Source organism: Caldicoprobacter faecalis (assembly GCF_900115765.1).
Lineage (GTDB): Bacteria > Bacillota > Clostridia > Caldicoprobacterales > Caldicoprobacteraceae > Caldicoprobacter > Caldicoprobacter oshimai.
In genome coordinates this window covers 73266-95774 of sequence record NZ_FOXR01000001.1, presented here as the reverse complement: position 1 = coordinate 95774, position 22509 = coordinate 73266, and the positions used below count along the sequence as shown (strand labels likewise).

Below are 22509 nucleotides of genomic sequence, written 5' to 3'. Positions count from 1 at the left end.
TATAATACATTGCAAAATGATAGATTAATTATTTAATCTTTCATTTAAGGAGGAATATAAATTGAGGTTATCAGTGAAAAGCTCGTCTATTTCGGATTCTCTGACGCTTGCGATTGATGCTAAGGCAAAAAAAATGAAATCTGAGGGAATGGATGTTGTAGGTTTTGGAGCAGGTGAGCCAGATTTTGATACTCCGTCCTTCATCAAAGAAGCGGCAAAAGAGGCTCTCGATCGAGGCATGACTCGATATACACCCGTGGCGGGAATTGCCGAGCTTAAGGAGGCCATATGCCGCAAGTTCAAAGAGGATAATGGCCTGGACTATAAGCCAAGCCAGATAATCGTATCCAATGGTGCAAAGCACTCGCTCTATAACGCCTTTCAGGCCATACTGAATCCCGGAGATGAGGTCATAATACCATCGCCCTATTGGCTCAGCTATCCTGAGCTGGTGAGGCTTGCCGACGGCGTTCCGGTTTTTGTAGAGACCAGGGAAGAGGACGATTTCAAGCTAAAGCCCGAAGATCTAAAAAAGGCCATTACCCCCAAAACCAAGGCTTTGGTCATAAACAGCCCGAACAATCCGTGTGGCTGCGTATATGAGCGCGCTGAACTTCAAGCCATAGCCGAAATAGCCGTAGAAAATCAGCTGTTTGTGGTATCAGATGAGGTATATGAGGCCATGGTATACGATGGCCTGCAGCACACAAGCATTGCCTCTCTGGGCCCTGAGATAAAGGATTTGACCATCGTGGTAAACGGGGTGTCAAAAACTTACGCCATGACGGGATGGAGGGTAGGATATGCGGCCGCCCATGAAGACGTGGTGAAGGTAATGTCCAATGTGCAGAGCCATACCACTTCCAATCCCAATTCCATAGCGCAATACGCCAGCCTGGCTGCCTTAACCGGGCCCAAGGACGAGGTCAAAGCCATGGTGGCTGAGTTTGACACAAGAAGGAAGTTCATGGTTGAAAGGATCAATTCCATACCCGGCTTATCCTGCAGAATGCCAAAAGGCGCGTTCTACGTGATGATGAACATCAGCCAGGTAATAGGCAAGACCTATAAGGGTAGGCGCATAGATGGTTCTCTCTCCTTTGCTGATGCGTTGCTGGATGCGCAGATGGTGGCAGTGGTGCCCGGCGTAGCGTTTGGAGCAGACAATTTTGTCAGGTTGTCATACGCCGTATCTTTGGATAATATAAAGAAGGGACTGGGTAGAATAGAGGCCTTCATCAAGGAACTGGAAGGCTGATGTCCAGTCCCTTTAAAGCCACCACTAACTTACATCAAAGGGGTAATGGATATGGAGTCGCACCAGATATATCAGAATCCGCTCATAACCAGATACGCTTCAAAAGAGATGCTGGAGAATTTTTCGGATGACAAGAAATTCAGGACATGGCGCAGGCTGTGGATAGCGCTGGCCGAAGCCCAGAAAGAACTGGGGCTCAACATCACGCAAGAACAGATAGACGAGATGAAAGCTCATCAGGACTGCATTAACTACGACGTGGCACAGCGCAAGGAAAAAGAGGTGCGCCACGACGTCATGGCCCACGTTCACGCTTACGGTGAGCAGTGTCCCAAAGCAAGGCCCATCATACACCTTGGTGCCACAAGCTGTTATGTGACCGATAATACCGATATCCTCATAATGATGGATGGGCTCAACATCATAAAGAGCAAGCTTTTAACCTGCATGCACTACTTATCCGAGTTTGCCCTAAAGTACAAGGATATGCCAACCCTGGGATTCACGCATTTTCAGCCGGCGCAGCTGACGACGGTGGGGAAGAGGGCATGTCTGTGGCTTCAGGACCTCATGCTTGACCTGGAAGAGTGGGAACAGGTGTGGAGCAGCATACGGCTTCGCGGAGTTAAAGGCACCACAGGTACACAGGCAAGCTTTCTTACACTGTTTGACGGCGACCATGAAAAGGTAAAGCTTCTCGAGAGAAAAGTTCTTGAAAAACTGGGATTTGATCGCGCTTACCCTGTTACCGGCCAAACCTATCCAAGGAAACTCGATAGCAGAATATTGAACCTGCTGAGCTCGATAGCCCAAAGCGCGTATAAATTTGGAAACGACCTGCGCTTGCTGCAGAGCCTGAAAGAGCTTGAAGAGCCGTTTGGTGAAAAACAGATAGGCTCATCGGCGATGGCGTACAAGCGAAATCCGATGAAGGCAGAGAGGATGTGCTCTCTGGCAAGGTATGTGGTGGTCAATGCATTAAATCCGGCCATCACCGCTTCCACCCAGTGGCTTGAGAGGACGTTGGATGACTCGGCCAACAGGCGTATAGTCATAGCCGAATGCTTCCTGGCTGTGGACGCAATCTTGAACATCTATATCAACATAGCCAGCGGCCTGGTGGTGTATCCAAAGGTTATTGAGCGGAGGATCAGGGAGGAGCTGCCGTTTATGGCCACCGAATACATCCTAATGGAAGCTGTAAAAAGAGGCGGAGATCGCCAGGAGCTGCACGAAAGGATTAGGCAGTACTCCATGGAGGCGGCAAAGATGGTTAAAGCTCTAGGAGAGGACAACAACCTCTTGGAGCTCATCGCCAACGACCCTGCCTTCAAGCTGGATCGGGAAGAGATAAACCGTATAATGGATCCCCGCAATTTCGTGGGAAGAGCGCCACAACAGGTAGAGGAGTTTATATCACAACATATAAAGCCCATACTGGAGCGCAACAGGGAATTGATTGGCGGCAAGATAGAACTTGATGTGTAGCCTTGTACTTGAGAAGTAATTTTATATTTTGCAGTATATTAGTCCGGCAGTTGAGCAATCCCAGCCCATATGGTCGCAAAGCCGTATTAAGGCGAGAAATTTAGTGTCGATTCCCGCTAAAAAAGAAATAAAAAATAAAAAAGGAAAGGAGTGGTTTCTCACTCCTTTCCTTTTTTGGCAGGGGAGGCAGGACTCGAACCCGCAACCAACGGTTTTGGAGACCGCTACTCTACCAATTGAGCTACTCCCCTATATCACCCCCGTGACGTCTATTATTATATGATATTTGTTTTCCTAAGTCAAGAACCCTGTTAATCTTATTTTTGCCCATTTTTGAGCAAAAATTTCTTTTAATTTAACACTTGAACCGTTTTTTATGATATAATCTCTAAAAAGGCTTGTTTATCTGGGAGGAGGAAAGAAGAAAAGCGATGCCTGAAGAAAGGAAGAGTTACAGTTTGGGCTTTATAGGTGCCGGCAATATGGCAAGCGCCATCATGAGAGGGATCATAACTTGTGGCATCGTACATCCAAATAACATATGTGCTTTCGATGTAGACCTGGATAAGCTGAACAGGTTGTCGGCCGAACTGGGGATACGCACGGCAAAGGACAATTGCCAGGTGGTATCAAACAGTGACATCGTCATCCTGGCTGTTAAACCCAATACATACAGCAAAGTGCTGCTTGAGATAAAGGATTGCCTTGAGGAAAGGCACATACTCATCTCAATAGCCGCTGGGATCAGCGTTGATTTCATAAAGCAGCTTATAGGTGGCAGGTGTAAAGTGGTACGTACCATGCCAAACACCCCGGCTTTGGTAGGGGAGGGCATGACGGCGCTGTGCACAAACCATGACCTTTCACCGAAAGAATTGGAGGCAGTAAAGGAGATACTGCATTCTCTCGGTAAAGTTGAGGAGGTGCCGGAAAACCTCATGGATGCTGTCACCGCTGTGAGCGGGAGTGGCCCGGCATATGTGGCCATGTTTATAGAGGCCATGGCAGATGGAGGAGTGCTGGCCGGCCTGCCCAGAGATCTGGCATATAGGATGGCCATTCAGACCGTCATTGGGACCGCCAGGCTGCTGTCAGAATGGGAGAAACACCCCGGCGAGGTCAAGGATATGGTGTCTTCACCTGGAGGCACAACCATAGAGGCAGTACGCCATCTGGAAAAACAAGGATTCCGCGGGGCCGTCATCGAAGCAGTGAACGCGTGCGCCCTCAAGTCACAAGCACTGGGAAAAACCATAAACCATGTGAAGGATGAAAAAACAAGATGAAAGAGGTTATAATCTACACCGATGGAGCCTGTAGCGGTAACCCCGGCCCGGGTGGCTGGGCGGCCATACTGTCATACAAGGGCATTGAAAAGGAAATATATGGCTACGAGGAAAACACCACCAACAACCGCATGGAGCTGATGGCGCCCATAAAAGCCCTTGAAATGCTGAAAGAGCCGTGCATGGTTAAGATCTATACCGACAGCGCGTATCTGTTTGATGCGTTTGATAAGGGCTGGATAAATAAATGGCAGCAACAAAATTGGAAAACCTCCAACAAGCAGCCGGTGGCCAATCAGGATTTGTGGAAGCGGCTTATCGAGCTTAGCTCCATCCACAAAGTACAGTGGATTAAAGTAAAGGGACACAGCGATGATGAAAAGAACAATCGCTGCGATGAACTGGCCAGATTGGCCATCAAACAGGCCACTTCCAAAAAGGCTCAAAATGCTTCTCAGACTGAAGAAGGGAAAAGCCAATGTGAGGGATAAATAACTATGCGCAAAATACAAGTTTTACGAAGAGTATTGTTAAATTAAACCGTAAGGGAGGTCTTTCCCTGTGTCTGAGCAAAAACCATTCAGTGCACAACAGAACCAGCAAAACATATTAAAGCTGAGGGCTGTTCTGCAGGAACTTCCCGAATTTTGCAGGGATTTCTTCCGTGCCATTGAGCCCAACACTTCCATACTCACACGAATAAACTATGCTTACGACTTGAGGCTATTTTTCGAGTTTCTAACGTCTCAAGTAGAGGAATTTAGCCACATAACCCCTTTTTCGCGATTTACCCTGGAAGACTTAAACCGCGTCAAAGCCGTCCATATCGAGATGTTCCTCGAATACCTCACCTATTACAGCAGGCCTTCTGCTCCGGATGTCGAGCATCAAAACCACGAGCCCGGCAAAGCCCGCAAGCTGTCTGCCCTGCGCTCGTTTTTTGCCTATTACTTTAAGAACGAAAAGCTGGACAAAAACGTGGCCGCGCTGGTCGACCTCCCCAAGATTCACGAAAAGCCCATCATTCGCCTTGAACCTGACGAAGTGGCCCGGTTGTTGGATACCGTTGAAACCGGAGAAGGGCTGACCGAAAGGCAGAAACGCTATCACCAGTACACCAGGCTCAGGGATATAACCATTTTGACGGTATTCCTGGGTACAGGCATACGCATAAGCGAGTGCGTGGGCCTCAACATATCCGATTTGGATTTCAGCGTAAACGGCTTCAGGGTTACCCGCAAGGGAGGTAACCAGGTAATCCTTTACTTCGGAGATGAAGTCAGAAAAGCGCTGCTGGAGTACCTGGAGGAGCGAAAAAAAATTGAAGCCCTGCCCGGACACGAGGATGCGCTGTTTTTATCCCTTCAGAGGCGCAGGATAAGCAACCGTGCGGTACAGAATCTAGTTAAAAAGTACGCAAAATTGGTATCCCCGCTTAAAAACATATCTCCGCACAAGCTTAGAAGCACCTATGGCACCACCCTCTACCGCGAAACCGGCGACATATACCTGGTGGCCGACGTGCTGGGCCACAAAGACGTCAACACAACGCGCAAGCATTACGCCGCTATCAGCGATGAAAAGCGCCGCATGGCCGCGCGGGTGATAAAATTAAGGGAGGATTAAAATCCTCCCTTAATAGGTATAAACAGCTTTTGCCCCACTCTTATATTGCAGCTCTCCAGTTGGTTGGCTTCCCTTATCTGGCGTATGTACTCCCGGATATCGGTGCGCGGCGGTAAGGTGCGCTGGGCAATGTGCCAGAGGGTCTCCCCTTCTACCACCTCCACCTCTATCCAATCCACATCGCTGGCAGCTTTTCCTCCATTCCATACAGCCGCTATGAGCGAAATAAACAGGGCTATAAATACCGTCAGGAATATGCAAAACCTGGTTTTGGATTTGATCCTGATTTGCCTTGGCACGGCGTTTACCTCCTCATACCCGTAAATCCGAACTTATGTTCGTGCTTTTGATCATATTTTACACGAACTTATGTTCGTTGTCAAGGAGGTAAAACGCAAATTTGCGAACATGTGTTTGATTTTATGCCTCTGGAGTGCTATAATAATGACATCCAGCAAAATACAGAAAGGGGTTTAGCAGCAGTCATGTACCAGAACATCACCGACAAACAGCGAAAGGTACTGGAGTTTATAAAGAAAGAGCTCAAAACCAAGGGATACCCGCCTTCGGTACGCGAGATATGCGAAGGCCTGGGCATAAGGTCGACATCCACTGTGCATGGATATCTTGAAAGGCTCGAAAAGAACGGTTTTATACGAAGGGATCCCACAAAGCCCAGAGCTATAGAGATCCTGGAGGACACCACCTTTTTATCCAAAAAAGAGGTGGTCAATGTTCCAATTGTAGGCCAGGTAACCGCGGGCAGGCCCATACTGGCGGTTGAAAACATCGAGGATACCTTCCCCATTCCAGCAGAAATGCTGCCAAACAGCCATGTCTTTATGCTGAGGGTTAAAGGCGAGAGCATGATTGAGGCGGGGATTTGGGACGGCGATTACGTGATAGTCAAACAGCAGCCGCATGCCGAAAACGGGGACATCGTGGTTGCCTTGATAGGAGACGAAGCCACCGTTAAGAGGTTTTATAAAGAAAAGGACCATATAAGGCTCCAACCCGAGAACCATTATATGGACCCCATTATAGTGCGTGAAGTTACAATCTTAGGCAAAGTAATAGGTGTAATACGATTTCTCAGATGATATCATCAATATATTGAGATACCCCACCAATTTATATTAAATATTAAAACGATATCATGTGAGGTTGATAAATCCTTTATGGCACATTTGAGCTAGCACTTTCATCAAGGCAAGCTTCACGTGCTCATAAGTCAAGCCGCCCTGCAGGTACACCACATACGGCGGTACGAGTGGCGCATCTGCGCTCAGTTCAATCGACGCTCCCTGGACAAACGTGCCAGCAGCCATGATTACCTGATGTTGATAGCCAGGCATATCCCAGGGATGAGGGAGCACATGGCTGTCCACCGGCGAAGCCGATTGTATGGCCTGACAGAAAGCAATGAGCTCTTCTGCGCTCTTTAGCTGTATTGACTGTATTATGTCGAATCGCGGTTCATCCCAGCTGGGCGATGCTGCATAGCCTAGTTGCTGAAACACCTTTGCTGTCAGCACAGCACCTTTTAGCGCTTCTCCCACCACATGGGGAGCAAGAAATAAGCCCTGATAAAACGGCGTATACTGGGCAGCATATGACCCCACTTCCCTCCCCACCCCTGGGCAGGTCAGGCGATATGACAGTTTCTCAATGGCTTTGCTGGTACCAACAGCATATCCTCCCGTCGGAGCCAATCCACCCCCGGGATTCTTTATAAGCGACCCCACAGCTACATCTGCACCTACATGGCACGGTTCCAGTTCCTCAGTAAACTCGCCGTAGCAGTTGTCAACCAGCACCAACACGTCGCTCCTCTTGTTCTTGATACCCTGTATAGCCTTTTTGATGTGCAGCACAGACAGCGATGGCCGCAGGCTGTATCCCCTTGAGCGCTGTATCAAAACCAGCTTTACCCTCTGGTCCTCCAACAATGACAGCACAGCCGGCATGTCGATATTCCCTTCGGGAGTCAAATCAACCTGCTTGTAGCCCACTCCCCACTCAGCCAGTGAACCGTCAGATGGCTGCTTCCCCAGGCCAATGACCTGCTCCAGAGTATCATATGGCTTTCCGGTAATCGACAGAATGATGTCGCCCGGCCTTGTCAGGGCAAACAGGCAGTCGCTTATGACATGGGTTCCAGAAGCCCACTGGGGGCGCACTAAAGCGTCCTGCCCTCCAAACACGGCAGCGTATAACCTATCCAGGGTGTCACGACCTTCATCCCCATAGCCATAACCCGTAGAAGGATAGAAGTGCCTCTGGCTGACCTGGCACTCATTCATAAATTTCAGCACTCTGGCCTGATGGTATTCCCGCAGCGCATCTATCCTTTCAAATGCCCCCCTTACCTCATCATGGGCATCTTGGACGAATTCAGCGACCTTTTGCGGTATGGCCAAATCGTTGTACAGTCGTTGCATCAACTTTGACCTCAACGCAAAAATTCTCCCCCTTAAATGCGAAACCCTTTGGCCAAGCTGTAACGCTGTACCAGCTTATAAAGCCAAAGGATCTCGCTCCAAAATTGAGTAAAGCCTATCAAAACCATTTAATTTTAACTTTGACCGGTAGCCTCAGGCGAATTTGCCTTTTCCTTGTTGGCATTGGCGTTATTATTGGACGCATTGTTGTTATTAGCGCTGGCGAAGGTAACCTGTCGGGCTGGGGTTACGGTAGAAACAGCATGCTTATATATCATCATCTGTTTGCCTTCGCTCTCAAACAGGATGATGAAATTGTCAAAACCCTTGATCAGCCCTTTGAGCTGAAACCCGTTGATCAGGTGAATAGTAACAGGTATCCGTTCCTTGCGCAGCTGATTGAGATAGGCATCTTGCAAAAGAATCGTCACCTTGTTTGCCATTTCAATTAACCACCCTTCAAAAATAATATGTAAAATTTATACCTTATTTTGTTAATATTATTTTGTTAATATTATATACGATTTTTCAATTGTTTAAAAGATGATTTTAAGGATTTATGTTTAACTTTTCTTTTATATAAGCCAGGCACCACTCGGCCAGGGCTTCATGCGATTCAAACTGATCCACATCCACCCATGCGATATCCTTTTGGGCCCTGAACCAGGTGAGCTGGCGTTTTGCATACCGGCGCGTCTCCCGCTTCAAGATGTATATCGCTTCTTCAAGCGATACCCTGCCCTGAAGGTAATCGATCAGCTCTTTATAACCTAGGCCCTGCATGGATATCATATCCCTGGTATAACCCCTGTCAAGCAGCTGCTTTACCTCATCCAGCAATCCCTTTTCTATCATTTCATCCACTCGCTGGTTAATCCTCTCGTACAGCTTTGCCCTGTCCATGGTAAGCCCTATCATGGCCACGTTATATTTATAGTCCATCTTTTCCAGTTCCTGATTGTATTCCGACATGGGCTTCCCGGTCAGATGATATACCTCCAGAGCCCTGATCACCCTGCGCACATCGTTGGGGTGAAGCCGCGCAGCCGTTTTGGGATCCACAGCCTGAAGCTTCTTATGAAGGTATTCTTTCCCCATGGTCTCAGCCTGGCGCTGGAGTTCTTTCCTGAACTCCTGGTCATAGGAAGCATCGGTAAAATTCATGGGATACAGCAAGGATTTTATGTACAGGCCCGTACCCCCCACCACTATGGGAAGCTTATTTCTACTGTGTATATCATCAATTGCCTGAGTCGCCAGTCTCTGGTATTCCGCCACGCTGAACTCCTGACCCGGATCGATGATGTCCATCATGTGATGGGGTATCCCCTGTCGCTCTTCCGCTGTAGGCTTCGCAGTGCCTATATCCATATACCTGTATATCTGCATGGAGTCGGCCGAGACGATCTCTCCGTTCAAAGCCTTGGCAAGCTCAATGGACAGCCTGGTCTTTCCTACAGCAGTTGGCCCTACGATCACCACCAAAGGCTTTTTCTCCATCTTTCAATTCCCCCTACTGTATCCTTTTGAACTTCTTCTCCAGCTCGTGCTTGGTAATGGTTACTACGATTGGCCTTCCATGCGGACAGGTCAAAGGGATCTTTTTGTCCTGGATGTCGTTAAGCAGGGACAGAATTTCCCTCTCTGATAGGGGATCCCGCGCCTTTACGGCGTGCTTGCAGGCTATTTTCATGATATCATGTGGTTTGAATGCGATCGAGAGATGTGCATCTCGCTCCCCCTTCCACTGGTCCAAAACATTGTAAAACAGCTCCTTGATACTCGCCCCGCTCAGTACAGCCGGTATACCCCTTACGGCCCATGCGTTTCCTCCAAACGGTTCCAGCTCAAACCCCAGTGACTTGAAAATATCCATGGCCTCTTCGATCAACATATACTCATCGTGTGAAAGCTGGAGTATCACCGGGGGCACCAGCTGCTGGCTAGCAACCTTGCGCTGCGCCAGGCTTGCCTGTAGCTCCTCGTATATCAACCGTTCATGGGCCGCATGTTGGTCTATGAAGAATACGCTGTCCTCCCCTTCTACTATAACATAAGTTGAAAAGATTCTCCCAACAATCTTAAAATTTACCAGCTCATTTATATTATGCACATAAATTTCTTGATCTAAACCCTCATTGGCATATTTTTTCTCCTGTCGTTCAAAACTGTCAGCATCTATATAAACATGTTTGACCTGCTGTTTTGCGGGCCTTGTTAAAAATGATACCTGTTCCTGCTTAAGTTTTAGTTGCTGAGAGCCCGCATCAACCTTATCATCATCTCCCCCCTCATCTTGATTTGGAGCATCAAGACGGTTTACTCCTTGAATGACCTCATGTTTTATATCTGGGATATATGGGTGCGCCTCAAGCGTCTCCCTGATCCACTGGAATATGAGCGAGTACACCTCTTCTTCCTTCCTGAACCTTACCTCAGTCTTTGCAGGGTGCACGTTTACGTCAACTTGGCTGGTCGGTATGCTTATATGCAGAACAGCCCACGGAAAGTGATGGAGAGGCAGATAAGAGCGATGGGCGTCCTCCAGGCTCCTTGACAGCAGCGAACTTTTTACGTAGCGCCCGTTGACAAAAAACGACTGGTGGTTGCGGTTCATCCTGGCAAGCGATGGCCTGCCTAAATACCCATAAAGTGATAGACCGCTTTTATCGTCGCTTCTATCTATCTTGATAACCTGTTCTCTTACATCCCTTCCGTATACCGATATTATGGCCGATAACAAATCGCCATTTCCCGAGGAATGGTATACAGCCTTGCCGTTATTTATATAACGAAAGGAAATCTCTGGGTGGGCAAGTATGAGCTTGGCGACCAAATCGCTGATGTACGCCGCCTCTGTCCTGGGAGCCTTGAGGAATTTAAGCCGCGCCGGCGTATTGTAAAATATGTTTCTAACAATCACAGTGGTGCCCTCAGGGCACCCCACCTCCTGTACCGATATGACATTGCCGCCGTGATTGATGACGTGAGTGCCCGACAGGGAGTTACGCGGCCGTGTGAATATCTCCACCTGCGAGATAGCCGCTATGCTGGCCAGCGCCTCACCCCTGAAGCCCAGAGAACGGATCTCATAAAGGTCGTCGCTGGACCTGATCTTGCTGGTGGCATGGCGCTCAAAGCAAAGCCGGGCATCCTGCTGGTCCATACCTTCTCCATTGTCGGTAACCCTGATGAATGGTATGCCGCCATCTTTTATCTCTATCGTAATGGCAGAGCTGCTGGCATCTATGGAATTCTCCACCAGCTCTTTTACCACCGATGCCGGCCTTTCAACCACCTCGCCCGCCGCTATTTGATTTATGGTAAACTCGTCTAGTATATTGATCTTGGGCAAAGGATCCCCTCCTATTGTTTTTTTGCCTTCTCAACCAAACGGTACAGAATATTCATAGCCTCCATGGGAGTGATATTCAACACATCGATGCTCTTTAGCTCCTCTTCAATCTCTGAAGGCTTCGGGATAAAAAATGAAAGCTGCTCACCCGTGGGCTTTTTCTCGGTTACAGAGGAGGTGGCAGCAGAGCTTTTATTGGCGATGTCAGACTCTTCAAGCTGGGACAGTATGGCCTTGGCCCTCTCAACGACTGGTTCGGGAAGACCGGCCAGCTTGGCCACCTGTATCCCGAAGCTCTTGTCAGAACCACCTCTTACAATCTTCCTCAAAAATATGATATTGTCCCCCTGCTCCTTGACTGATACGCAGTAGTTTTTGACGCCCGGCAGCTTGCCCTCCAGCTCGGTGAGCTCGTGATAGTGGGTGGCAAACAGGGTCTTGCAGCCCAGAGACTTTTGCGTGCAGATATATTCTATCACGGCCCATGCGATGCTCAGTCCATCAAAGGTGCTTGTCCCGCGGCCGATCTCATCTAGTATAAGCAGGCTGTCTGGAGTGGCATTGTGCAGTATATTGGCCACCTCGTTCATCTCTACCATAAAGGTGCTTTGACCGGCAGACAGATCATCCGATGCACCGATACGCGTAAATATTCTATCTACTATGCCGATTTTGGCCTCACGGGCAGGAACAAAGCTGCCTATCTGGGCCATGAGAACTATGAGAGCCACCTGCCTCATGTAAGTGCTTTTCCCGGCCATATTGGGGCCGGTGATTATCATCAAGCGATGGTCCGACTTGTCGAGGTATGTGTTGTTGGGCACAAACATACCGCTGGGCAGGGTTTTTTCCACTACAGGGTGTCGCCCCTCTTTTATGGAAATAATGCCGTCAGTAGTAATCTCGGGGCGCACATAATCGTTCTCTATGGCCACCCTTGCCAGGGAGCATAAAACATCCAGCGTCGAGATTATTTGAGCTGTGGCCTGTATTCTATCAACGTGCCTGGCAATCTCCTCCCTAATTTTCAAAAAGAGCTGGTATTCCAGCTGAACGCTCTTTTCCTCTGCGCCCAAAATGGCATCCTCCATCTCCTTAAGCTCGGGAGTGATATATCGTTCGGCATTGGCCAAAGTTTGCTTGCGTATATAGTATTCGGGCACCATATCGTAATAGGACTTGGTGACCTCGATATAGTAGCCAAACACCTTATTGAAGCCCACCCTCAAGTTCTTTATGCCGGTCTTCTCCCTTTCCTTCTGTTCAAGAGAAGCAATCCACTCTTTGCCCTCCCGCATGGCTCTTCGGTACTGGTCAAGCTGGGCGTCGTATCCGTCCTTTATGATATTGCCCTCCTTGATGGTGGGCGGAGGGTCTTCGGCAATGGACTCCTCAATCAGGTTGTATATGTCATCCAATGTATCCAGGTTAACGTATGCATCTTTGAGTATGGCGGACTTGCAATGTTCCAGCAGCTTTTTTATATCGGGTAAATTCTTCACCGACTGCTTGAGGGAGAGCAGGTCCCGTGCGTTGGCAGTGCCGTAAGATATGCGTGCCATCAGCCTCTCAAGGTCGTAGACACGCTTCAGCATGGCGCACAGGTCATCCAGCAAAATCCTGTCGCTGCAAAGCTCCTCAACCCCATCCAGCCGGTACTCTATTTCTTCCTTTTTTATGAGTGGTTGCTGTATCCACTTCCTTATGAGTCGGCCACCCATGGCAGTGCTGGTCTTATCGAGCAACCACAGCAGCGAACCCCTTTTGTCCTTCCCCCGTATGGTCTCGGTAAGTTCGAGGTTTCTCCTGGTGGCGGCGTCAAGCACCATGTAGGACTCAAGGTAATAGGGCTTAATGCGGGTTATATGGCGCAGGGCGTTTTTTTGCGTCTCGGTCAGGTACTCCATCAGCGCGCCGGCTGCGCAGATGCCGTAATCCATGTGCTGACAGCCAAATCCTTCCAGAGAATGCACCGAAAAATGCTGTATGAGCTTCTGGTAGGCGGAATTGTAGCTGTAGGCCCACTCGTGATAAAGGGTGATAAAGGGCGAACACCGCTCTTTCAATGTGCCCAGCAGGTGCTGATCAAGCTCGGCGCTCTGGTTTATCAATATCTCCCGCGGACTAACCCTGGACAGCTCGTCCATCAGCTTGGCTTCAGCGTTTTCTCCTGTAATTTGGCTGACGTAGAATTCGCCGGTTGACACGTCCACTATTGAAAAACCGAAATTGGATCCATCCTTGAATATGGAAACAAGGTAGTTGTTGCTCTTTTCCTCCAGCATGGAGTCTTCCAGCACCGTGCCGGGCGTTATAACCCTTACCACCTGCCGCTCCACCAGGCCCTTGGCCTCTTCCGGGTCCTGCATCTGTTCGCATATGGCAATTTTGTAGCCCTTTTCGATCAATCTGGCAATGTACCCTTCAACCGAGTGATAGGGAACGCCGCACATGGGAGCACGCTCTTTCAAGCCGCAATCCCGGCCGGTCAGCGCTATCTCCAGCTCTCTCGACGCTATTACAGCATCGTCAAAGAACAGCTCGTAAAAGTCCCCCAGCCTAAAAAAAAGAAGAGCATCTTTATATTGCTCTTTGATTTTCATGTATTGCTGCATCATGGGAGTAAGACCAGCCATATAAAAACCTCCCCATCATCAATACCTCTATCTCTCTACCATTACTGTTAGCTGCAAGTACTGTTAGCTGCAAGCATTGATAATTATCACACCAAAATCCCATCCAGCGTCCAGGCTTTGGGGAGCGTAATCTTCACTTTCACAAGCTGTCCTGTCAAGCTCTCATCTCCCGGGAAATGGACAAGCTTATTGGTACGGGTTCTGCCCGATAGCTTCTCGGGGTTGTTCTTGCTCACGCCTTCCACCAGCACCTCAACAACCCTGTCCAGGTACTGCTGATTTTTAGCCTTGCTTATCTCGGTCTGAAGCTCTATCAGCCTGTTTAGCCTATCCTTCTTGACCTCCTCATCTACCTGATCAGGCATGCTAGCAGCCGGTGTACCCCTTCGCGGAGAGTACATAAACATAAACGCCGAATCATACTGCACCCTTCTCACCATGTCCAGTGTATCTTGAAAGTCCTCTTCGGTCTCTCCCGGGAAACCGACTATTATATCTGTAGTAATGGCTATACCGGGAATCCTCTCGCGAAGCCTGTCCACCAGCTTCAGATAATCCTCTCTGGTATAATGCCTGTTCATCTTGCGAAGTATGCGATCGCTTCCCGCCTGGAGCGGCAAGTGAATGTGTTCGCACACCTTTTCACACTCTGCCATCGCGTCTATGAGGTCCTGGGATAGGTCCTTCGGATGGGAGGTAACAAACCTGATCCTTTCAATGCCCTCGATTTTATTCACATCCCTCAGCAGGTCCGGAAACAGGTACTCACCGCCCAGGTCCTTGCCATAGGAATTCACGTTTTGCCCCAGCAAAGTAACCTCCTTGTAGCCCTGCCGTGCCAGCTCTCTGGCTTCGTCTAATATATCCTGGGGGTTCCGGCTCCTCTCGCGACCGCGAACATACGGAACGATGCAATAGGTGCAGAAGTTATTGCATCCGTACATTATGGTAATATAAGCCGACACGCCTGTGGCTCTGTGCGGCCTTAACCCTTCTATGATTCCTCCTTCTTCGTCCAGCACTTCCACAACCGAATGTTCAGATGACAACGCTTCATACAGCAGCTTGGGAAAATGGTGCAAGTTGTGCGTGCCAAACACCAGATCCACAAACGGGAACTTCTTTATGAGCTCCTCGGCCGCTCCCTTTTGCTGCATCATGCACCCACAAACACCAATGATGAGGTTTGGCTTTTTGCGCTTATATGGCTGCAGTGCTCCCACATTTCCATAGACCCTCTGCTCGGCATGCTCGCGTACGCAGCAGGTATTGAAAAGTATGAGGTCGGCTTCTTCAATGTTGGGCGTTTCCTGGTAGCCCATTTCAAGCAGCATGCCGGCCAGTTTTTCGGAATCATGGACGTTCATCTGACAGCCATATGTCACTATATGGTATTTAAGGTTCTTATCATCTATCAGCTGCCTTACAGCTTCGATGTAATCCACTTGTTCTTCCTTTATTGCCATTGTAGCCTCCTTTGTATTTTCTTTTTGCATTTCATTGATTATTATATCCTCGCGCACAGCTTTATGCAACCCGCAACTCAAGACGCGGTACAGCTGGTGCCTTCCAGCACGTTTTCACGACCCACCACCGCAATGGCCATGGTATCAGGAGACAAAACCTGATCTACCACCCTCATCACGTCGTCCATTGTGGCGTTTCCAATCTTGGTAAGTATCTCTTCTGGGGTCCTAACCACTCCTAAAAGCAGTTCGGACTTTCCTATGGCGTTCATCCTACTACTGCTGCTTTCCAGCCCCAAAATGTAATTGCCCTTCAGCTGCTCTTTGGCAGTATTGAACTCATCGCGTGAAATACCCTCTGTCTTGATTTTCTGTATCTCCTCCATGATCAAATCCGCCACTTTCTTGGCCTGCGAAGGCTTCATGCTCGCATAGATGGTAAACAGACCACCGCAGGTGTAAAAAGAGGGATAGGACATGATGGAATACACCAGACCTTTGTCCTCCCTTATGTTCTGAAAAAGCCGTGAGCTCATACCCCCGCCCAAGAGGTTGTTGAATATCATGAGAGGATACACATCATCCTGTCCCAGCGGTATCCCTGGATACCCAATACACATGTGTACCTGCTCTATATCCTTCCATTTAAAGAGGTTTCTCGACTGATAAAGGGGCACCGGGACGCTGCATTGTCCCACGGCACTACCCGACTCTTTCTTCCAATTCCCGAAAAATTTTTCTAACAAATCGATCAACTGCTGTTCATCGAAGTTGCCGGCTACCGATATCACCGTATTTTGTGGCAAATATTTCTCATCCAAAAAAGAAACCAGCATCTCACGGTTGAGGTCAAGTATGAACCTTTGGCTGCCCAGTATGGAATTTGCCAGGGGGTGCTTACCCACCAAGGCTTCAGCCAATAGGTCATGCACCAGGTCCTCTGGCGAATCCTCATACATCAGTATCTCTTCCAGCACGACGCCCTTTTCCTTTTCCATCTCAACGGGGTCCAACAAGGAATTGGTAATCATATCCGACAGGACGTCTATAGCCCGTGGCAGGTGTTCATCGATCACATTGCTGTAATAGCAGGTACATTCCTTTGCCGTAAAGGCGTTCAGCTGACCTCCCACAGCGTCCATGGCCTGAGCAATCTGCTTAGCAGTACGATTTTTAGTACCTTTAAAGAGCATATGCTCGATAAAATGCGGTATACCGCTGCTCTCGAAATCCTCGTAAAGAGACCCCGCCGCAAACCATACACCTATCGACACCGACCGAAAATAAGGAATTTTCTCTGTTACGATTCGTATCCCATTTTCAAGTTGGTACCTCTTATACATTCATTTCACCTTTCTTATTTGACTTTTTAGTTTCAGAGAGTATTTTATCAAAATATCATGGATTCTTCTATAATTATTTTAGAAATTTAGGTTATGCCCAGATATGCGTTGGATTTTCATTCATTCAACAAATCGGATATGCGCCCAATTTCATACCCTCTCTGGCGAAGTCCGTTTATGATTACAGGTAGCGCCTCTATGGTGTCTTCCGTTGGATGCATTAAGATAAAAGCGCCGTTGTGGGGATTTTTAAACACCCTCTTGATGATGCTGTCGACCCCGTCGCCTCTCCAGTCAATGGTATCGATGCTCCACATGATGGTCTTGTACCCCAGGGACTGAGCAGCTTGCAGGGTGGTCTTGTTGAAATCCCCATAAGGCGGTGCAAAAAGGCGGGTCTTAACTCCCGTTATCCTTTCTATCGCCTTCTCAGCTTTCATTATCTCCTCTCGGTTTTGTTCAAAGTTAAGCTTGCTGTGGTACTTATGGCTGTATCCGTGGTTGCCCAGCTCATGCCCCTCCTGTACCATCCTCTTCAGCAGCTCGGGATTTTGCTCGGCCCATTCTCCCCCTATAAAAAAGGTGATCTTTATGCCGTGTTGTTTGAATATATCCAGCATTGCGGGCACATATTCGGTACCCCATACCACGTTGCACTCAAAGGCAACCCGGGGCCGTGATCCATCTCCCTTGTATATCGGGTTTCCTGATGACAGGTAGTTGAGCGCGTACAGCGTTTCGCCACGCCCTGAAGATAGAATAAAGGCCACCAGTGCGGCCACCGCAAAGCACAGGATTAAGGTCCTTTTTCTCAAGACAATGACCATAAAATCTTTTCACCCCTGAATAAAATATCCCATTAAAATAGGTATTCAGCGGGTGAAAAGATATGTGATAAAAATAAAATAAAACATAAACTGTAAAACAGTTTATGTTTTATTTGTGTTGTCTTCTTAAAGGATAGCTACCTGTTCTGCGTTGATGATGTTGAGGCATTCGCTTGTTCACCTCGCTTTTTGGAGGAGGTGGTAACACATCCTTTCTGGAGAGGTTGATGCGTCCCAGTTCGTCGATGTCGGTTACCTTAACGGTAATCTCATCACCTACCTTTACTACATCTTCAACTCGTCTGACCCTTTCGTGGGCCAGCTTGGAGATGTGAACCAGGCCTTCCTTCCCCGGCAGTATTTCAACAAACGCGCCGAAATCGGTAATGCGCAGCACTTTTCCGGAGTAGATCTGGCCCACTTCCACATCCCTGGTTATGTTCTCTATCATGGTTAGTGCTCTCTTGGCATCCTCTATATTGGGAGAGTATATATACACTCTTCCGTCCTCTCGTATATCGATCTTTACACCCGTTTCGCTTATTATCCTGTTAATGGTTCTACCGCCAGGGCCGATCACCTCTCGGATCTTCTCAGGGCTGATGGTGGTGGAAACAATCTTTGGAGCAAAAGGCGATACCTCTTTTCTCGGCTCGGATATGGCCTGCATCATTTTATCCAGTATAAATAAGCGCCCTTCTCGTGCCTGCTCCAAAGCCATTTCCAGTATGTTTCGGTCAATGCCCATTATCTTGATGTCCATCTGTATTGCGGTAATGCCTTTTGCGGTACCGGCCACTTTAAAGTCCATATCACCTGTAGCATCCTCTAATCCTTGGATATCGGATAGTATTACCACTTGTCCGGTTTCGTCGTCTTTGATCAAGCCCATGGCTATCCCCGCCACCGGCGCTTTTATGGGTACACCCGCATCCATAAGAGCCAATGTGCTTCCACATACGCTGGCCTGAGAAGTAGAACCGTTGGAGCTCATCACTTCAGACACCAAGCGAATGGTATAGGGGAATTCTTCTTCGCTGGGAATCATGGGTTCCAGCGCCCGCTCAGCCAACGCGCCGTGACCTATCTCGCGCCTACCGGGACCCCTCATTGGCCGTGCCTCACCGACGCTATAGGGCGGGAAGTTGTAGTGGTGCATATAGCGCTTGAAATCCTCTTCCCACAGCCCATCGAGTATCTGAACATCGCCCAGCGCTCCCAGAGTACAGGTGGTAAGCACCTGAGTTTGCCCGCGCTGGAACAATGCTGAACCGTGGGTACGCGGGAGCAACCCCACTTCGCAGTGTATGGGCCGGATCTCCTTGGGTGTCCTCCCGTCGGGCCTTATGCCTTCCTTGAGTATCATGGTGCGAACAACTTCTTTGGTTATTATGTTGAGCACTTCTTTGATATCGGCCTCTTTTTCAGGGAAGGTCTCAGCAAAATGTTCCACGACTTCCTTCTCTATTGCGCTCATCTTCTGTTCGCGTTCCCGTTTATCGGGCGTTCTGACGGCTTCCCTTATCTTTTCGGTGGCATATTCCCTTACCTGAGCTTCCACCTCGGGGTCGGGTGCATACAGCTCAACCTGGCGTTTGGGCTTCCCAACCTCTTCAATGATCTTTTCCTGGAATTCCACCAGCTCCTTGATATACTGGTGGGCAAACATTATTGCATCCAGCATCTCAGCCTCGGTCACTTCATTTGCTCCTGCCTCTACCATGAGTATTGCATCTTTTGTGCCCGAAACGATCAGGTGTAGCTTGCTCTTCTCCCTCTGCTGATTGGTTGGATTTATGATAAATTGATCATCGATCATCCCCACAGCCACCGAACCCGTGGGCCCAAGGAAGGGGATATCTGAAATGCTCAATGCGATGGAGGAACCCAGCATGGCAAACACATCAGGTGGATAGTCGGGGTCTACCGATAAAGCCATGGCCACTATGTGCACATCGTTACGGTACCCTTTGGGGAACAGAGGCCTTAAAGGCCTGTCGATCAGCCTGGCGGTCAATATGGCCTTATCGGTGGGTTTACCTTCCCTCTTTATAAATCCTCCAGGGATGCGCCCTACAGCGTACAGCTTTTCCTCGAAATCCACGGTAAGCGGGAAGAAATCTATCCCTTCCCTGGGTTCGTCGGAAGCTGTAGCCGACACAAACACCACGGTATCGCCGCACTGTACAGTACAAGCGCCATTGGCTTGTTCAGCCAGCTTTCCTACCTCGACCGTGATTTTGGCACCTGCAACCTCTGTGGTGTATATCCTGTGTTCCATTACCAAGCATTCATCTCCTTTCATGCTTAATTCTAGTTATCATAAGGTTTAAATAAAACTTAAACACATTTAGTTTACCTCATTCACCAGATTTTTCTTCTATTATTATTTGCCTTCTTAATTGAAGATAAATTCTGTCGATTATCTGCAACATTCTACTCACAATAGCATGGGATGGCGGTATACGCCGCAGACCAGCCAGCACTATTTTTAAACAGATGCATAATAAGCAATGGAGCGGGCATCCCCGCTCCACCTTCTATTTTCTCAAATTCAGCTTTGACACAATAGCACGATAACGCTCAATATCCTTCTTCATGAGGTAATTAAGCAAAGCACGTCTCCTGCCAACCATCATGAGAAGCCCTCTACGAGAATGATGGTCCTTTTTGTGTACTTTCAGATGTTCGGTCAAATGATTGATCCTCTCGGTGAGCAACGCGATCTGCACTTCGGGAGAACCGGTATCATTCTCATGGAGCTTATAGGCATCGATGATCTGCCTCTTCAGTTCCTTGTCCATTCCTTCGTCACCTCCATTGCATTCTAATATAACCGCCACAACCTTAGTATTACGCCGGAGGCACGTAAAACCAAGGAAGTGGTTAATTGCTCGAGTGTTATTTTATCACACATTGAACATTTTGTAAATGAGATTTTTGGCTACCGCTATATCGCGGTCCATCTGCTGTACCAGTTCCTGCTTTGAGGGAAACCGCCTTTCCTCCCTTATATACCTCAAGAAATATAGCCTGGTGCGTTTGCCGTACAGCTCTCCACCTTGGTAGCCTAAGAAAAATGTCTCTATATGCAGGCCAGACTGATCAAACGTGGGGTTTCGTCCTATGTTGGTAACTCCCCAAAGCCACTGCCCATCCAGATTGCAGCACGTCAGGTACACACCAAACTTGGGAATCACCATGTTTTTTGAACCAATGTCCAAGTTGGCCGTAGGATACCCCAGCGTTTTTCCCCGCCCGGCACCGCGTACTATTTCGCCGTTGATGGAATAAGGACTCCCTAGATACTGCCATGCCCTTGCCACATGCCCCTGCTGTATGGTTTTGCGGATCAAGCTGCTGCTGACCACTTCCCCGCCAACCTTGACAGGTGGCACGACCACAACTTCAAAACCCTTTTCTTTGCCCATTCGAATCAGAAGGTGTGCATCACCGCTTCCCTTATAGCCAAAACGGTAGTTGTATCCCACCACGATGTAGCGCACGTCGTATTTTTCAAGCAAGAACCGCTGTATGAATTCCCGGGGCGCTGTGCGCGCAAATCCCTCATCGAAATTGTTGAGGACAAGGATGTCCACTCCCATGCGATGAAACTCCAGTATCTTCTTGTTCAGGTTCATGATCTGCGGCGGAGCCTTCCGCGGTGGCAAGCAGCTTAAAGGGTGCTGCTTGAATGTATATACCATTGTAGTATATCCATAGCGGCGCTTTATCTCTTTTAAACGCCCAATTAAAGCCTGATGCCCCTTGTGAATTCCATCAAACATTCCCAGCGCGATGGCTACAGGATGCCCCAGCGAATGGTCACCTTTCTCATTAAATATTACCTGCATAGCCGCCCCCTTACACCAGTACTTTGTCCATTTTTATATGGATGTAATCCTCCTCCAATTTGACCATGCCTATTCCTATGAACTGCCCCCTGCAGTATACCCTTATAGGGGCCTGGTGGTCCAATTTCTCAAGCTTTAAGGCCCGAGCAGCCAATTTAACGGGATTACCGTTGATCAGCTTTTGATAGTGCATGGATGGGACATCGACCCTTTCAAACCCCTCGACCGCTTTATCCATGGATATAATGACCTTATCCAGTTCTCCCTTTAAAAGATGTTCCTCGATTTCGTATAGCGTATAGGAATCATCGATGGTGTACCTTCCTGTGCGGCACCTCAGCAAAAAGCCCATGTAGGCACCACAGCCCAATCTGCGCCCTATATCCCGGCATAGAGATCGTATATATGTACCCTTGGAGCACTCAACCTCAAACAGAACCTTGTTGGGCGGCAGGTATTGCAATATGGTATTTCGGTAGATGGTCACTTCCCTCCCCAGCCCCGAGATATCCAGCTCCTGGCCCTGCCGTGCATATTCATATAGCTTTTTACCCTTGTATTTTATAGCGGAATGCATAGGCGGTGACTGCTTGACGCGCCCCCGAAACTCTTCGAAGACTCTCTTTATGTCTTCAAAAGTTGGATAATCATTCGAAGTCGAAATGACCCGTCCATACGAATCCAGAGTATCAGTCTCAACCCCTAAGATCATTTCACAGCGATAGACCTTGTCCTCATCAATGATGAGGCTGGCCAACCTGGTGGCTTTGCCGATGCAAACGGGTAGGACACCCGCAGCACCCGGGTCTAAAGTACCGGTATGCCCTACCTTCTTAACTTTGAGCAACCTACGAAGATATACCACCACATCGCTGGAGGTCATCCCCGGCGGTTTCAAGACATTGATAACCCCGTCCAAACCGATGGTG

19 protein-coding genes and 1 tRNA gene are annotated in these 22509 nt (G+C 48.6%); 6 read left to right on the top strand and 14 right to left on the bottom strand.

Translation table 11 applies throughout. The features are described 5' to 3' along the window. Positions 1-61 precede the first annotated feature (61 nt). Together BM241_RS00505 and purB are read left to right on the top strand one after the other, a co-directional pair. Positions 62-1258: a pyridoxal phosphate-dependent aminotransferase gene (locus tag BM241_RS00505; protein WP_025746654.1), complete on the top strand. Its 1197-nt coding sequence runs from the start codon at positions 62-64 to the stop codon at positions 1256-1258. A 51-nt stretch (positions 1259-1309) separates the two neighbouring features. Beyond that, a complete protein-coding gene (purB, locus tag BM241_RS00500; RefSeq protein ID WP_025746653.1) occupies positions 1310-2746 on the top strand; it encodes an adenylosuccinate lyase in 1437 nt (478 codons plus the stop codon). Between the two features lie 175 nt (positions 2747-2921). Here the strand turns inward: purB and BM241_RS00495 are convergent. After that, positions 2922-2997 (bottom strand) — tRNA-Trp (locus BM241_RS00495). A 180-nt stretch (positions 2998-3177) separates the two neighbouring features. On the opposite strand from BM241_RS00495, the gene proC reads away from it, so the two are divergent. From proC to BM241_RS00480, 3 genes are all read left to right on the top strand, one after another. Next, complete coding sequence (proC, locus tag BM241_RS00490) at positions 3178-4032, top strand: pyrroline-5-carboxylate reductase (protein WP_092281798.1); 855 nt, start codon at positions 3178-3180, stop codon at positions 4030-4032. Further along, the gene (gene rnhA, locus BM241_RS00485; protein WP_025746651.1) at positions 4029-4523 is read left to right on the top strand and encodes a ribonuclease HI; all 495 of its coding nucleotides are present in this window, start codon (positions 4029-4031) and stop codon (positions 4521-4523) included. Before proC ends, rnhA begins: the two co-directional genes overlap by 4 nt. 70 nt (positions 4524-4593) lie before the next feature. Then, positions 4594-5658: a tyrosine-type recombinase/integrase gene (locus tag BM241_RS00480; RefSeq protein WP_025746650.1), complete on the top strand. Its 1065-nt coding sequence runs from the start codon at positions 4594-4596 to the stop codon at positions 5656-5658. On the opposite strand, the gene BM241_RS00475 is transcribed toward BM241_RS00480, so the two are convergent. Beyond that, positions 5655-5957 (bottom strand): LysM peptidoglycan-binding domain-containing protein, encoded by a 303-nt coding sequence (locus BM241_RS00475; RefSeq protein ID WP_177206051.1) that lies wholly within the window; start codon positions 5955-5957, stop codon positions 5655-5657. The two genes, BM241_RS00480 and BM241_RS00475, sit on opposite strands and share 4 nt — an antisense overlap. A gap of 186 nt (positions 5958-6143) precedes the next feature. Here BM241_RS00475 and lexA point away from each other — a divergent pair, with 186 nt between their 5' ends. Then, a complete protein-coding gene (gene lexA, locus BM241_RS00470; protein ID WP_025746648.1) occupies positions 6144-6758 on the top strand; it encodes a transcriptional repressor LexA in 615 nt (204 codons plus the stop codon). Positions 6759-6812: 54 nt separating this feature from the next. On the opposite strand, the gene BM241_RS00465 is transcribed toward lexA, so the two are convergent. The 12 genes from BM241_RS00465 to truB all read right to left on the bottom strand — a co-directional run bounded on the left by BM241_RS00465 (position 6813) and on the right by truB (position 22499). Further along, positions 6813-8099, bottom strand: a complete 1287-nt coding sequence (locus BM241_RS00465) for a methionine gamma-lyase family protein (protein ID WP_035146226.1) — start codon at positions 8097-8099, stop codon at positions 6813-6815. 134 nt (positions 8100-8233) lie between these two features. Continuing rightward, positions 8234-8542 carry an RNA chaperone Hfq gene (gene hfq / locus BM241_RS00460; RefSeq protein WP_025746646.1) on the bottom strand — a complete coding sequence of 103 codons (309 nt, stop codon included), beginning with the start codon at positions 8540-8542 and terminating at the stop codon, positions 8234-8236. 106 nt (positions 8543-8648) lie between these two features. Beyond that, positions 8649-9599, bottom strand: coding sequence for a tRNA (adenosine(37)-N6)-dimethylallyltransferase MiaA (gene miaA, locus BM241_RS00455; RefSeq protein ID WP_025746645.1), 951 nt, complete (start codon positions 9597-9599; stop codon positions 8649-8651). Positions 9600-9612: 13 nt separating this feature from the next. Beyond that, positions 9613-11454 (bottom strand): DNA mismatch repair endonuclease MutL, encoded by a 1842-nt coding sequence (mutL, locus tag BM241_RS00450; RefSeq protein ID WP_092281796.1) that lies wholly within the window; start codon positions 11452-11454, stop codon positions 9613-9615. 11 nt (positions 11455-11465) lie between these two features. Further along, a complete protein-coding gene (gene mutS, locus BM241_RS00445) occupies positions 11466-14090 on the bottom strand; it encodes a DNA mismatch repair protein MutS (protein WP_092281795.1) in 2625 nt (874 codons plus the stop codon). An 86-nt stretch (positions 14091-14176) separates the two neighbouring features. Beyond that, positions 14177-15586 (bottom strand): tRNA (N6-isopentenyl adenosine(37)-C2)-methylthiotransferase MiaB, encoded by a 1410-nt coding sequence (gene miaB, locus BM241_RS00440; protein WP_177206054.1) that lies wholly within the window; start codon positions 15584-15586, stop codon positions 14177-14179. 47 nt (positions 15587-15633) lie between these two features. Next, complete coding sequence (locus BM241_RS00435) at positions 15634-16899, bottom strand: M16 family metallopeptidase (RefSeq protein ID WP_025746641.1); 1266 nt, start codon at positions 16897-16899, stop codon at positions 15634-15636. Positions 16900-17015: 116 nt separating this feature from the next. Continuing rightward, positions 17016-17726 carry a polysaccharide deacetylase family protein gene (locus BM241_RS00430; protein ID WP_025746640.1) on the bottom strand — a complete coding sequence of 237 codons (711 nt, stop codon included), beginning with the start codon at positions 17724-17726 and terminating at the stop codon, positions 17016-17018. A 109-nt stretch (positions 17727-17835) separates the two neighbouring features. Further along, positions 17836-20007 carry a polyribonucleotide nucleotidyltransferase gene (locus tag BM241_RS00425; RefSeq protein WP_025746639.1) on the bottom strand — a complete coding sequence of 724 codons (2172 nt, stop codon included), beginning with the start codon at positions 20005-20007 and terminating at the stop codon, positions 17836-17838. 259 nt (positions 20008-20266) lie between these two features. Then, complete coding sequence (gene rpsO / locus BM241_RS00420; RefSeq protein WP_025746638.1) at positions 20267-20530, bottom strand: 30S ribosomal protein S15; 264 nt, start codon at positions 20528-20530, stop codon at positions 20267-20269. 105 nt (positions 20531-20635) lie between these two features. After that, on the bottom strand, positions 20636-21580 hold the full coding sequence (locus BM241_RS00415) for a bifunctional riboflavin kinase/FAD synthetase (RefSeq protein WP_092281794.1): 945 nt from the start codon (positions 21578-21580) through the stop codon (positions 20636-20638). A 10-nt stretch (positions 21581-21590) separates the two neighbouring features. Further along, the gene (truB, locus tag BM241_RS00410; RefSeq protein WP_092281793.1) at positions 21591-22499 is read right to left on the bottom strand and encodes a tRNA pseudouridine(55) synthase TruB; all 909 of its coding nucleotides are present in this window, start codon (positions 22497-22499) and stop codon (positions 21591-21593) included. Positions 22500-22509 lie beyond the last annotated feature (10 nt).